General features: G+C 66.4%; 9 protein-coding genes. 5 read left to right on the forward strand and 4 right to left on the reverse strand.

Translation table 11 applies throughout. The features are described 5' to 3' along the window. Positions 1–94 precede the first annotated feature (94 nt). Positions 95–1456, reverse strand: a complete 1362-nt coding sequence (locus tag OHB26_RS05000) for an NCS2 family permease (protein ID WP_330183063.1) — start codon at positions 1454–1456, stop codon at positions 95–97. Between the two features lie 267 nt (positions 1457–1723). Between OHB26_RS05000 and OHB26_RS05005 the strand changes: the two genes are divergently transcribed. Next, positions 1724–3778, forward strand: a complete 2055-nt coding sequence (locus tag OHB26_RS05005) for an AMP-binding protein (protein WP_330183064.1) — start codon at positions 1724–1726, stop codon at positions 3776–3778. On the opposite strand, the gene glgP is transcribed toward OHB26_RS05005, so the two are convergent. After that, the gene (gene glgP, locus OHB26_RS05010; protein ID WP_330183065.1) at positions 3775–6342 is read right to left on the reverse strand and encodes an alpha-glucan family phosphorylase; all 2568 of its coding nucleotides are present in this window, start codon (positions 6340–6342) and stop codon (positions 3775–3777) included. The two genes, OHB26_RS05005 and glgP, sit on opposite strands and share 4 nt — an antisense overlap. Before the next feature lie 195 nt (positions 6343–6537). Here glgP and OHB26_RS05015 point away from each other — a divergent pair, with 195 nt between their 5' ends. From OHB26_RS05015 to glgB, 3 genes are all read left to right on the forward strand, one after another. Beyond that, positions 6538–7188: a PaaI family thioesterase gene (locus tag OHB26_RS05015; protein WP_330183066.1), complete on the forward strand. Its 651-nt coding sequence runs from the start codon at positions 6538–6540 to the stop codon at positions 7186–7188. A gap of 133 nt (positions 7189–7321) precedes the next feature. Beyond that, a complete protein-coding gene (locus OHB26_RS05020; RefSeq protein WP_330183067.1) occupies positions 7322–9322 on the forward strand; it encodes an alpha-1,4-glucan--maltose-1-phosphate maltosyltransferase in 2001 nt (666 codons plus the stop codon). Then, positions 9322–11538, forward strand: coding sequence for a 1,4-alpha-glucan branching protein GlgB (gene glgB / locus OHB26_RS05025; RefSeq protein WP_330183068.1), 2217 nt, complete (start codon positions 9322–9324; stop codon positions 11536–11538). The genes OHB26_RS05020 and glgB overlap by 1 nt, the downstream gene beginning before the upstream one ends. Here the strand turns inward: glgB and OHB26_RS05030 are convergent. Beyond that, positions 11482–12105 carry a TIGR03086 family metal-binding protein gene (locus tag OHB26_RS05030; protein WP_330183069.1) on the reverse strand — a complete coding sequence of 208 codons (624 nt, stop codon included), beginning with the start codon at positions 12103–12105 and terminating at the stop codon, positions 11482–11484. The two genes, glgB and OHB26_RS05030, sit on opposite strands and share 57 nt — an antisense overlap. Before the next feature lie 230 nt (positions 12106–12335). Between OHB26_RS05030 and OHB26_RS05035 the strand changes: the two genes are divergently transcribed. After that, positions 12336–12563: a hypothetical protein gene (locus tag OHB26_RS05035; protein ID WP_330183070.1), complete on the forward strand. Its 228-nt coding sequence runs from the start codon at positions 12336–12338 to the stop codon at positions 12561–12563. Between the two features lie 106 nt (positions 12564–12669). Here the strand turns inward: OHB26_RS05035 and OHB26_RS05040 are convergent, their stop codons facing one another. Next, positions 12670–13518: a tetratricopeptide repeat protein gene (locus OHB26_RS05040; protein WP_330185500.1), complete on the reverse strand. Its 849-nt coding sequence runs from the start codon at positions 13516–13518 to the stop codon at positions 12670–12672. Positions 13519–13547: the final 29 nt, after the last annotated feature.

The raw sequence follows: 13547 nt of genomic DNA on the forward strand, positions 1-13547 counted from the left end.
ATGCTCCGGTGACCCCCCAATTCCCACATCGGATGTGTCATAGTCCCCGCGCCAAGCCCTGCACGCGGCGCGGGGACCCGAAACCTCTCCGGCCCTATTCGGCCAGGAACCAGAAGTACGACAGGAAGACCAGCATCAGCACCCACATCACCGGGTGCACTTCGCGGGCGCGCTTCTTGGCCACCATGACGACCGGGTAGAACAGCAGCCCCATGGCGATACCGTTCGCGATCGAGTAGGTCAGCGGCATCATGATCACGGTGATGAACGCCGGAACCGCGTATTCCAAACGGCTCCAGTCGATATCGCCGAGCGCCCGGGACATGAGCACACCGACCACGATGAGCGCGGGCGCCGTCACCGAGGGCACATCCGCGACCACCGCGAAGAGCGGGAACAGGAACATGGCGAGCAGGAACCAGCCCGCCGTGGAGACCGCGGTCAAACCGGTGCGACCACCCGCCGAGACACCCGCCGTGGACTCGACATACGCGGTGGTGGTGGAGGTTCCGATGATCGCGCCCGCCGCGGTACCGACCGAGTCGGCCGCCAGGGCCTGTCCGGCCCGCTCGAGCTTGCCCTCCTTGGTGAGCAGCCCGGCCTGATTGGCCACACCGATCAACGTGCCGGAAGCGTCGAAGAAGTCGACGAACAGCATGGTGAGCACCACGATGATCATCTGTCCGGTGAAGGCGTCCGGCAGATGGATGACCGCCTGGCCGAAGGTCTTGTCCAGGCCGTGCGGCAGCGCCGCGAACGAGTTCGGCAGCTCCACCAGACCGCAGACGATGCCCAGGATCGTGGTCGAGAGAATGCCGTACAGCACCGCACCGTGCCAGCCCAGCACCAGGAAGATGACCGTCACCAGCAGGCCGAACAGCGCGAGCAGCGTTGTGCCCTTGTGGAAGTCGCCCAGGTGCACGAAGGTCGCGTCACTGGCGACCACGATGCCCGCGTTCTTCAGGCCCAGGAAGGCCACGAACATTCCGATGCCCGCGCCGACCGCCAGCTTCATCTGCAGCGGGATGGCGTCGATGATCTTCTCGCGCACCTTGGTGACGGCCAGGACGAAGAAGATGATGCCCGAGAGCAAGGTGCCCGAGAGCGCCTCCTGCCACGGGATACCCATATTGAGGATGACCGTGTAGGCGAAGAAGGCATTGAGCCCCATACCGGGCGCGAGCGCCACCGGATACTTGGCCCAGATGCCCATCACCAGCGTGCCGACCACAGCGGCGACGGCGGTGGCGGTGAAGACCGCCTGCGTCGGCATGCCCTTGTCGCCGAGTACGCCGTGGTCGCCGAGGATGGCCGGATTGACCGCCAGCACATAGGACATGGCCAGGAACGTGATCGTTCCGGCCATGAGCTCGCGTTTGACGGTGGAACCGTGCTGGCTGATGCCGAAGTACGCGTCGACGCGTCCCTTGGTGCGCGACAGGACGTCGGTGCTCATGAGTGTGGTCTCCAGTCGGCGGGAGGTCAGAAGGGTGCCCTGGGCACCGTACTTGTCCCGTTCGCCGGGAGTTCATCCGACCCGGCGAATCGTGAGCTACCGTACCTGCCTCACTCTCGGATTCATATCCACACTTGCGCAATTACCGCGCAAATAAACTTATTACTCACCGGTAATTGGAAAACCTTGCGCACTACTGTCTGGGACGTTACAAATACGTAATCCGGGGGTGGAGGATTCGAACCGGCCGACGAGAATTGCACACGCGTGGTTACCGATGTCATCGATGCGATCGCCGAACTGGCGATCAGCCGCCAATCACTCTGGGATGTGCTTGTCGAACCCCAGTCCTACCCCCGGCTCTTCCGTGGCATCGGCGCCTGCGAAGAACGCGACGCGGCCGACGAATTCCCCACCTTGAATCTGCGTGTCGGCGGCGCGGGAATCGAAGTACGTTCGCTGACGGTCCAACTGCGGATCGGACGCGAATACGAGAGCCTGGAGCTGCACTGCGCGGGCACCGGCAGCTTCGCCGCCATCCGACTGCGCGAGAGCGGCGACAAGACCCGGGTCTCGGTCACGTATTTCAAAGCGGCACTTGTGCATCCGATGGTCGCGCAGCTGCCGAACTCGGCGGCCGTGGCCTGGACGGTGGCCGGGCTGAAGCGGGCGGCCGAGATGATCACCGGTGCGCCGACCGCGGTCATCATCAATGGCGAGGACTCGCCGATGAAACTCCAGGCCAGCGTGGCCAGGCAGATGGTGACCTCCGGGGTGGTACGCACCTACCGGCCCGATATCGGGCTGAAACAGCTTGGCAGCCTGGCCAAATGGGGATTCAGCCTGGCGGGCGGCTACGCGGCCGCCGCGGCGCACTCACCCGATCGGCTCGCGGTGGTGGATGACCGCTTCTCCAGCACCTTCGACCAATTGCACACGCGCAGTAACGCACTGGCGGGAGCCATGAGCGCGCTCGGCTTCGGTCCGGGCACCGCCGTGGGCCTGCTGTGCCGCAATCACACCGGCATGGTCGAGGCCATGGTGGCCGCGGGCAAGGCGGGGGCGGACGCGGTACTGCTCAATACCGGACTGCCCACCCGGCAGATCGAGGAGATCGTGCACCGGCACGAACTCGCGGCGCTGTTCGTGGACGGTGAATTCGAGCATCTGGTCCGGTACCTCCCGGCGGATCTGCCGCGCTTCACCACCGATGATCAACCGACCGCGACCGGGCACACCACCATCGAAGACCTCATCGCCATGCGGGAGCTGACGGCCAAGAAACCCGCGCGCCCGGGGCGGCTGATCGTGCTCACCTCCGGAACCAGTGGAACACCCAAGGGCGCGCGCCGACCGCATCCCAAGGGCTTCGGGACGGTGGCGGCACTGCTGTCGCGAATCCCGTTCGGCGTCAACGAGACCATGCTGATTCCGTCACCGCTGTTCCACACCTGGGGGCTGGCGGCGCTGCAGATCTCGACGGCGATTCGCGCCACCATCGTGCTCAATGATCGGTTCGATGCCGAGGATTGCCTGCGCCGCATCGCCGAACACAAGGTGACCGCGCTGATCGTGGTGCCGGTCATGGTGAACCGCATTCTCGATCTGCCGACCCATGTGCGGGCGCGCTACGACCTGTCCAGCCTGAAAGTCGTTGCCAGCTGCGGTGCTCCGCTGGCCGGGGCGACCGTCCTGAAATTCCTGGACACCTTCGGCGACATCCTCTACAACGTGTACGGCTCCACCGAGGTGTCCTGGGCCAGCATCGCCGATCCGGCCGATCTGCGGATCTCCCCCACCACCGCCGGACGACCGCCGCTGGGCACCAGAATCGGTGTGCTGGGACCGGATCAGCGGATTCTGCCGGTCGGCGCGACCGGGCGGATCTTCGTCGGCAATCACATGCTCTTCGACGGCTATACCGATGCCACCCCGCCCGCGGAGGCGCACGGCATGCTCGATACCGGCGATGTGGGTTATCTCGACGCCTCCGGCAAGCTCTTCGTCGCCGGACGCGATGACGAGATGATCATCTCCGGCGGGGAGAACGTCTTCCCGCGCTCGGTCGAGGAGGCGCTCTCACATCTGCCGCAGGTGAGCGAGGTGGCCGTGGTCGGTGTACCGGATCACGAATTCGGCCAGCGGCTGGCGGCTTTCGTGGTCAAACGCCCCGGATCCGGGCTGGACTCGGAGATGGTGCGCAATTACATCCGGCATCGGGTGAGCCGCTTCTCGGTACCCCGGGATGTGACCTTCCTGGACGCGCTGCCCCGCAACGCGACCGGGAAGATCCTCAAACGCACACTGGGACAACCGGGTTAGGGACTCGGAGTCGCGACCAGACCGAACTCCGCGGCCGAGGCGAGCAACGGGTGACTCGGCAGCACGCGAATGGTGTAACCGACCGCACCCGAGATCGGCACGGGCGTCTCCACGGTGAAAACCGCTGTGCCCGAGTCGGTTCCGGCATGCGTCATGGTGACGGCATGCACGTCCGAGAGGTCGTCCGCGGTGGAGACCCGGCCGAGCACCGCCTGCACGCTGACATCGGCCGGACTCAGGCCGCCCAGATCGAGGCGGGCGCGCAGCGCCAGATTCGCGCCGATGACCGGGGTGTCCGGCAGACCGGAGCTGTCCACCTGGACGACTTTGACCGTGGGCCAAGCGGATTCGATACGACGGCGGTATTCGGACAGATCCCGCGCACCCTTGAAATCGTTCTGTGCGACTGCGGCGAAGGCCGAGGCGGCGGGCGCGTAGTAGTCGACCGCGTAGTCCCGGACCATGCGCGAGGCCAGCACTTTCGGCCCCAGGGTTTGCAGGGTGTGCCGCACCATCTCCATCCAGCGCACCGGCAGATCATCGTGATCGCGGTCGTAGAAGCGGGGCAGCACAGCGCGTTCCAGCAGTTCGTACAGCGCGGAGGCTTCCAGATCATCGCGCCGATGGTCATCGCGCACGCCGTCGGCGGTGGGAATGGCCCAGCCGTTCTCGCCGTCGTACATCTCATCCCACCAGCCGTCGCGGATGGACAGGTTCAGGCCGCCGTTGAGCGCGGACTTCATCCCCGAGGTGCCGCAGGCCTCCAGCGGCCGCAGCGGATTGTTCAGCCACACATCGCAACCCCAGTACAGGTACCGGGCCATGGACATGTCGTAGTTGGGCAGGAAGACGATGCGGTGCCGGACCTCCGGATCATCGGCGAACCGCACCACCTGCTGGATGAGCGCCTTACCGCCGTCATCGGCCGGATGCGATTTACCCGCGACCACCAGCTGCACCGGACGTTCGGGATCGAGCAGCAACGCGCGCAGGCGTTCCGGATCGCGCAGCATCAGGGTCAGGCGCTTGTAGGTGGGCACGCGGCGGGCGAAACCGACGGTCAGCACCCGCGGATCGAAGACCTCGTCGACCCAGCCGAGTTCGGCCGGGGCCGCGCCCCGCTCCAGCCAGGAGGCGTGCACCCGGCGACGCACCTCGTCGACGAGGATGCCGCGCAAGGCATTTCGCGTGGACCACAGTTCGCGCAGATCCACATCGCAGAGCCGCTCCCAGCCGCGCGCCTCCTCCACCAGCTCATCGCCGATGAGTTCGCGGGCCTTGTCGATCCATTCACGTGCCGCCCAGGTGGGTGCGTGCACGCCATTGGTGACCGACCCGATCGGCACCTCGGACGCATCGAATCCCGGCCAGAGCGGGGCGAACATCTCGCGGCTGACCTCGCCGTGCAGTGCGGATACGCCATTGGCGCGCTGGGCCAGTCGCAGCCCGAGGTGCGCCATATTGAAGACCGAGGGATCGGCCTCGCGGCCCATGGCCAGAATGCGATCCACCGAAACACCGGGCAGCACAAGCGATTCCCGCTCACCGTGCGCGCCACCGAAGTAGCGCCGCACCAGCGCGCTCGCGAAGCGGTCGATACCGGCGGGCACGGGGGTGTGCGTGGTGAAGACGGTGCCGGCCCGCACCGCGGTCAGCGCGGCGTCGAAATCCATTCCGCCGACCATGAATTCGCGAATACGCTCGATACCGAGGAAACCCGCGTGGCCTTCGTTCATATGGAACACATCGGGATCGGGCAGGCCGTGCGCGCGGGTGTAGGCGCGCACCGCGCGCACCCCGCCGATCCCGGCCAGAATCTCCTGTTTGATGCGGTGATCCTGATCGCCGCCGTACAGCCGGTCGGTGACCGCGCGCAGCTCCGGATCGTTCTCGGCGATATCGGAGTCCAAGAGCAGCAGCGGAATTCGGCCGACCTGGGCGATCCACACCCGCGCCCGCAACACCCGGCCCTCGGGCATGGCGACATGGATCAGCACCGGCGCACCACCATCGGTGAGCAGTCGCAACGGCAGGCCCTGCGGATCCAGTGCCGGATAGTGCTCGGACTGCCAGCCATCGGCGGTGAGCGACTGCCGGAAGTATCCGGACCGGTACAGCAGGCCGACACCGATGAGCGGCAGCCCCAGATCCGAGGCGGCCTTCAAATGGTCGCCCGCCAGAATCCCCAGCCCACCCGAATAATTCGGCAGGACCTCGGTGACGCCGAACTCCATCGAGAAGTAGGCGATCCCGCGCGGCCCCTGCTCCTGCCGCTGGAACCAGCGCGGGCGGGCCAGATAGTCGGCCAGATCCGCGGCGGCGGCATCCACCCGCCGGGTATACGCCTCGTCCACCGCGACCTGATCGAGCCGCTCGGCGGGCACCTCCCCCAGCATGCGCACCGGATCACGCCCGACCTCCACCCACAGGGCGGGATCGAGCTCGGCGAACACATCCTGCGTCGGCCCATGCCAGGACCAGCGCAGATTGGTCGCCAACTCGGTCAGCGCGGAGAGCCGCTCGGGCAGATGGGCGCGGACGGTGAAACGACGCAATGCCTTCACGGTGTTTATTCTGCCTCCGCTTCGCTGCGGCGGGTTCGCGGCCCCCTGAGCCCCATTTCTTCCCTCCCTCCGCTCCTCCGCTTCGCTCCCCCGCTCCACTCAGTCCAGAAATGGGGCGGGCCTCGAACCTTGATGGGTATGTATCACGCACAACCCGCGCACGAGCATTCCGGCGGCAACCGATAACGTGTTCTCATGAGCGAGCAGCAGGTCGAGGCACTTCCGTCCCAGGAGCATCATGAGGGCGGGTTCCGACCGATCGCCGAACTCGGCCGGGACAACACCAAGGGTGGACCGCACTACGGGGAGTTCATCGAGCAGGTGCGCGGTCTGATGGACCGGGTCCGGTTGGCCAGTCCGACCGATGAGATCGCCCTCGAGGCCATCGCGGAGTTGAAGAAGCTCAATGAGCGGCTCGACGAAGTGGTCACCGACGAGTGGTCCGCGCCCAGCTGGCACCGCACCGACCTGCCCTCCCGCGGCAATATCACGCTGCCGCCGTTCGAGGTGGATCAGGCGAACGCCGAGGGTGTGCACGCGCGAATCACGTTCCGCACCTTCCATCTCGGCGGTAACGGCGCGGCGCACGGCGGGCATATCGCGCTCGGCTTCGACGATCTGCTCGGCATGACCGCGGCAGTGCACACCCGCGCGGTCACCCGCACCGCGTTCCTGCATGTCGATTACCGATCCATCACCCCGCTCGACACCGAACTGCAGCTGCACGGGTGGGTCGAGCGCGTGGAGGGCCGCAAGGTCTTCGTGCGCGCCACCCTGCACGACGGCGACCGGCTCTGCTGTGAGGCGCACGGACTGTTCCTCATGCTCAAGCCCGGCCAGCAGTAACCCCGTCGCCGCGTACAAGTTCGCGCGGCGCGCACGAAATCGCATCGCATTCGATGCGCGGGCCGCGAAATAGTGCGCGGGAACGCACACGGCGGGACGCGGGTGCGCGGGGGGAACCGGTAAGTTCGGACGGGTGACCGGCCGCATCGCCATCGATGACACCGCCCCCGCGATACCCGGCGGTCGGCCCGCCAAGGCCGTCGTCGGAGAGGTCTTCCCGGTGCGCGCCGTGGTGTGGCGCGAAGGGCATGACGCCGTCGCCGCCACGCTCGCGGTGAAAGCGCCCGGGTCCTCGCGCACCCAGCGGATTCGCATGTCGCCGGATTATCAGCCGGACGTCTTCAACGCCACCTTCACGCCTGGGAAGCCGGGGCTGTGGACGTATCGGATCGAAGGGTGGAGTGATCCGCTCGCCACCTGGCGCTCCGCGGTGGAGGCGAAACTCTCGGTCGGGCAGAGCGCGATCGACCTGGCCAATGATCTGGAGATCGGCGCCCGGCTGCTGGATCGGGCCGCGCAGGCCGTACCCAAGAAGCAGTGGGAAGTACTGCGCGCGGCGGCGACGGCACTGCGCGGGGACGCCCAACTGCCCGCGCGAGTGGGTCCGGCCTTCAGTGCCGAGGTCGGCGAAATCCTGCGCGCCACACCGCTTCGCGAGCTGGTGACACAGGGTCCGCAGTTCTCCGTACTGGTCGAGCGGCAGCGGGCGCTGTACGGCGCGTGGTACGAATTCTTCCCGCGCTCCAGCGGTGGCCGGGATGCCGACGGTAAACCCGTGCACGGCACCTTCGTCACCGCCGCCAAGGATCTGCCGCGCATCGCCGCCATGGGCTTCGAGGTGGTGTACCTGCCGCCGATCCATCCGATCGGCACGGTGAATCGCAAGGGGCGCAACAACTCCCTCACCGCCGAACCCGGTGATGTGGGTTCACCGTGGGCCATCGGCTCGGCCGACGGCGGGCACGACGCCATCCACCCGGCCTTGGGCACCGAGGCCGACTTCACCGAATTCGTGGAGACCGCACGGGAATTGGGGATGGAGGTGGCCCTGGATCTGGCGCTGCAGTGCGCACCCGACCATCCCTGGGTGGCCGCGCATCCGGAATGGTTCACCACCCTGCCGGACGGCACCATCGCCTTCGCGGAGAACCCGCCGAAGAAGTACCAGGACATCTACCCCGTCAATTTCGACAATGATCCGGACGGGCTCTACGCCGAGGTGCTGCGGGTGGTGCGGCACTGGATCTCGCTGGGCGTCACCATCTTCCGCGTCGACAATCCGCACACCAAACCCGCCGACTTCTGGGAGTGGCTGATCGCGCAGGTGCATCGCGAGCATCCGGAGATCATCTTTCTCTCCGAGGCGTTCACCCGGCCCGCCCGCCTCTACGGCCTCGCGCGGCGCGGCTTCACCCAGTCGTACACGTACTTCACCTGGCGGGTGTTCAAACACGAATTCGAGGAGTTCGGCAGGGAATTGGCGGCCAAGGCCGATGAGGCGCGGCCCAACCTGTTCGTGAACACCCCCGATATCCTGCACGAGACACTGCAGCACGGCGGACCGGGCATGTTCGCCATTCGAGCCGTACTCGCCGCCACTCTCGGCCCCACCTGGGGCGTGTACTCCGGCTTCGAACTCTTCGAACATCAAGCGGCACAACCCGGTAGCGAGGAGTACCTCAACTCCGAGAAGTACGAGCTGCGGCCCCGCCCGTACGCCGAAGCCGCAGCGCGCGGGGAATCGCTCGAGCCCTGGATCACCAGGCTCAATGAGATCAGGCGCACCCATCCGGCGCTGCAACAGCTGCGCTGCATTCACTTCCATCACACCGACACCGATGCGCTGCTTGCCTTTTCGAAGGTCGACCCCACCACCGGGGATGCCGTACTGGTGGTGGTCAATCTCAACCCGTACGGCCCCGAACAGGGCCATGTCTCGCTCGATCTGCCCGCCATCGGCCGCGAATGGCATGACCGGCCGGTGGTCTACGACGAGATCAGCGGGGAGGAATACCACTGGGGGCAGAGCAATTACGTGCGCTTGGACCCCGCCCGCGCGGTCGCGCACATTCTCGTCCTGCCGCCCGTACCCGCCGCCGCCCGCGCCGAACTCTCCTATCGGAGCACATTCTGATGCACCGGCGTGATCTGCTGCTGCTCGCCGCGGGCACGCACCCCGATCCGCACACCGTGCTCGGCGCGCACCCGCATCCGGACGGAACCGTCATCCGGGTACTGCGACCGCATGCGGAGACCGTACACGCGCGCATCGGCGGGGACGATCACCCGCTCGAACACGCCGGACACGGGATATTCGAAGGGACGGTGCCGTTTCCGGAGCTGTGGGACTACCGGATCGTCACCTCCTATCCGGGCGGGCGGACCGTCGTCGATGCCGACGGATATCGATTCCTGCCCACGCTCGGCGAACTCGATCTGCATCTGCTCGGCGAGGGACGGCACGAAAGGCTGTGGGATGTACTGGGCGCGCATCCGCGGCGGTACACCACCCTCGACGGGGAGGTGACCGGTACGGCGTTCGCGGTCTGGGCTCCGAACGCACGCGGAGTGGCCGTCATCGGCGATTTCGACGGCTGGAGTGGTAATACCGCGCCCATGCGGCGGCTCGGCGACTCCGGCGTGTGGGAGGTGTTCCTGCCCGGAATCGGCGCGGGGGCCAAGTACAAGTATCGGGTGCACGGGGCCGACGGGCGCACTGTCGATCACGCCGATCCCTTCGCCTTCGCGACCGAGATCCCCCCTGCCACAGCCTCCGTCGTCACCGAGACCGCACACGACTGGGGTGACGGGGCGTGGCTGCGCACTCGCGACGAACACGATCCCACCCGCTCCCCCATGAGCGTCTACGAGGTGCACCTCGGCTCCTGGCGACTGGGACTCGGCTATCGCGAACTCGCCGAACAGCTCGCCGAATACGTTGCCGCACAGGGCTTCACACATATCGAACTACTACCCATCGCCGAACATCCCTTCGGCGGATCCTGGGGCTATCAGGTCACCTCCTACTATGCGCCGACCGCCCGCTTCGGCAGTCCGGACGACTTTCGCTGGTTCGTGGACCACCTGCACCGCAAGGGAATCGGCGTACTGCTGGACTGGGTGCCCGCGCACTTCCCGCGCGACGAATGGGCGCTGGCGCGCTTCGACGGCACCGCACTCTACGAACATCCGGACCCCCGCCGCGGTGAACAACTCGACTGGGGCACCTACGTTTTCGACTTCGGCCGCCGCGAGGTCCGGAATTTCCTGGTCGCCAACGCCCGGTACTGGATCGAGGAGTTCCACATCGACGGCCTGCGCGTGGACGCGGTCGCCTCCATGCTCTACCTCGACTACTCCCGCCCCGACTGGGAACCCAATATCCATGGCGGCCGGGAGAATCTGGAGGCCGTCGCGTTCCTGCAGGAAATGAACGCCACCGTGCACAAGCATCATCCGGGTGTGGTCACCATTGCCGAGGAGTCCACCACCTGGCCCGGCGTCACCCGCCCCACCGAGGTCGGCGGGTTGGGTTTCACCATGAAATGGAATATGGGCTGGATGCACGACACCCTCGGGTATCTCGGCCACGATCCGGTGCATCGCAGCTGGCACCACAATGAGATCACCTTCTCGCTCACCTACGCCTGGAGTGAGAACTATGTCCTGCCCATCAGCCACGACGAGGTCGTGCACGGTAAGGGCACACTGTGGACGCGTATGCCCGGCGACGACTTCACCAAGGCCAGCGGGGTGCGCGCCCTGCTCGCCTACATGTGGGCGCACCCGGGCAAGCAGCTGCTGTTCATGGGGCAGGAGTTCGGACAGTTCCGCGAGTGGGACCACGACCGCGGTCTGGACTGGTACGAGCTGGAAAACCCACTGCACCAAGGGATTCACACCCTGGTACGGGATCTGAACCTGCGCTACACCGGGACGCCCGCGCTGTGGAGCCAGGACACCTCACCCGGCGGCTATTCCTGGATCGACGCCGACGATCGCGACAACAATGTGCTGTCCTTCCTGCGCTACGGGGTGGACGGATCGATTCTGGCCTGCGTCTACAACTTCTCCGGATCCGAGCATCGCGATTATCGGATCGGATTGCCCGCCACCGGTGAATGGCGGGAGGTGCTCAATACCGACGCGATCGCGTACGGCGGCAATGGCATCGGGAATCTGGGCGCGGTCACCGCCACCGATGAGAGTTGGCACGGTAGACCGGCCTCCGCGCTCATCACACTGCCGCCCAGCAGTGGACTGTGGCTGGTTCCGGCGGTGCTGCCCGGCGAATCAGTGCGGCCAGCTCGGCGAGCGGCCCAGCAGCGCGAGCACCCGATCGAGCCCTGAACCATCCGGGAGGATCACCTCGGGGGCGAAGGCCGCGCCCGGCTGAGTGCGGATATCGCCGCCCGGCACCGCCTGCGCGACCAGTAGCGCCGCCTCGATCACCTCATCATCGAACTCGACGGGCAGCCCCAAAGTCCTTGCCATATCCCAGGAGTGCACCACATAGTCCACGAAGTGGAAGCTGATCGCGAACGGTGCGGGAATGACGATGCCCGCACGGATCTCCGGTAGCGGAAAGTCCCGCTCCAGTACGCCGTCCAGGGCGAAGGCCGACAGCACATGCGTGGCGGCGGCGCGGTATTCGGCGATCGGATCCGGGCTGAGCGGGCTCGGCTTCCAGAGCGCGAGGGTATCCACGCCACGCGAGGCGGCGGCGAAGCCGTAATGCTGAATGATCAAGTGTTCCAGGAGGTCCCGGAGATTCCAGCCCGCACAGGGGGTGGGGGCGTCCAGGTCGGCGGCGGTCAACCGGGAGACCAGATCGATGCTGGTGCGCACCGCGCGTTCGTCCAGGGCGATCAGGGCCGGCCCATCGGCGAGCAGTGCGTCGTACGTCAGTGAATTCATACGCACGAGCTTACTAATTTTTGGGCGATCGCGCACCCGCGACTTCTACCGGCCGTCTCCTGACGAACATCCGCGGAAAAAGATCAACCCCCGAGAAGTGGGGTCGTTTGGAACGCGTTACACATCTCCATGCCCCGAACTCTTCGGGCTGCCGAATTGCATTGCGCTGTAGTGCACTTGGCGAGACGGCCGTCATATAAACGAAACCTGTAGAAGAGGACTGAATCTGTATGAAGAAGCTCGGAACTGCCATGTTCATCGGTGCCGCAGCGGCCGCCATCGTCGGCACCGGAGCGGGCGTGGCCGCGGCTGAGGTCCCCGTGACCTCCGCCGATCCCGTGGTCGCCGTCGGCGAGCCGGACCCGACCGGCACCGGCTCCACCTCGGCGCTGCCGAAGCTGCTGGAGACGCTGACCGGCAGCCTCGGCACCAAGACCGCGCCGACCACCACCAACTAGGTCGCGCGCATCCTCGGCGACCCTACAGCCGGGGAATCAGCACCACGGTGAAAACGACTGCGCCCCTGACACACTCGTGACAGGGGCGCAGTCCTTCGATTCAATGTCAGTACAGGGCGGCGGCCAGCTTACGACGCGCGGCGATAATGATCGGCTCCGCCGGGTCGAACAGCTCGAACAACTCCAGCAGATGCGTGCGCACCCGGGTGCGATCATCACCGGCGGTGCGCTTGATCAACGCGATCAAACGATCGAACGCCGCCTGCGGCTCCTGATTGAACATCTCCAGATCCGATGCGGCCAGCGCGGCATCCAGATCCGCCGGATCGCCATCGGCCTTGGCGATCGTCGCCGGATCGATCTCCTGCACGCGCGCGATGAACTGCACCTGACGCAGCGCCGCCTTGGCCTCAACATTCGCGGGCTCGGCATTCAGGATGGCCTTGTACGCGGCCTCCGCGGTGGCGAAATCGCCACGCTCCAAAGCCTCCTCGGCCGCGACGAAACGCGGATCCTCCGGAATCTCCGCCTCACCCTCGGCCGCACCGACACCGGGCAGCTTGCCGCGCACCGCGTCCACCACGGCCGACAACCACTGCCGCACCTGCGCCTCGGGCTGATTACCGGTGAAGTCCGCCAGCGGCTGACCGGCGGCCACCGCCACCACCGTGGGAATGCCCTGCACACCGAAGGCCTGCGCGATCCGCATATTCGCCTCGGCCTCGATGGTGGCCAGCTCCCACTCGCCGCCATTGTCGAGAGACAACTGCTCGAGCAGCTTCACCAATTCGATACTGCCCGGGCTGCGCTGCGAATACAGCGCCACCACCACCGGCACCTGGGCGGAACGGCGCAGCACCTTGGTCTCGAAATCGGCCTCGGTGACCGCATGGTCGCCGGGCACATCCGTCACCGGCTGCTGCTTCAAGCTGGACAGGTCCACCGCGCCGGACATAGCGGCGGCAGCGGCGGCTGAGGGGCGTC

It is taken from the genome of Nocardia sp. NBC_01503, from assembly GCF_036327755.1.
GTDB lineage: Bacteria > Actinomycetota > Actinomycetes > Mycobacteriales > Mycobacteriaceae > Nocardia.

Excerpts from the sequence above, each read along its gene's own strand:
- OHB26_RS05040 (WP_330185500.1), bottom strand. The coding sequence starts at position 13,518 with ATGTCCGGCGCGGTGGACCTGTCCAGCTTGAAGCAGCAGCCGGTGACG.
- OHB26_RS05030 (WP_330183069.1), bottom strand. The coding sequence starts at position 12,105 with ATGAATTCACTGACGTACGACGCACTGCTCGCCGATGGGCCGGCCCTG.
- glgB (WP_330183068.1), top strand. The coding sequence starts at position 9,322 with ATGCACCGGCGTGATCTGCTGCTGCTCGCCGCGGGCACGCACCCCGAT.
- OHB26_RS05035 (WP_330183070.1), top strand. The coding sequence starts at position 12,336 with ATGAAGAAGCTCGGAACTGCCATGTTCATCGGTGCCGCAGCGGCCGCC.
- OHB26_RS05015 (WP_330183066.1), top strand. The coding sequence starts at position 6,538 with ATGAGCGAGCAGCAGGTCGAGGCACTTCCGTCCCAGGAGCATCATGAG.
- OHB26_RS05000 (WP_330183063.1), bottom strand. The coding sequence starts at position 1,456 with ATGAGCACCGACGTCCTGTCGCGCACCAAGGGACGCGTCGACGCGTAC.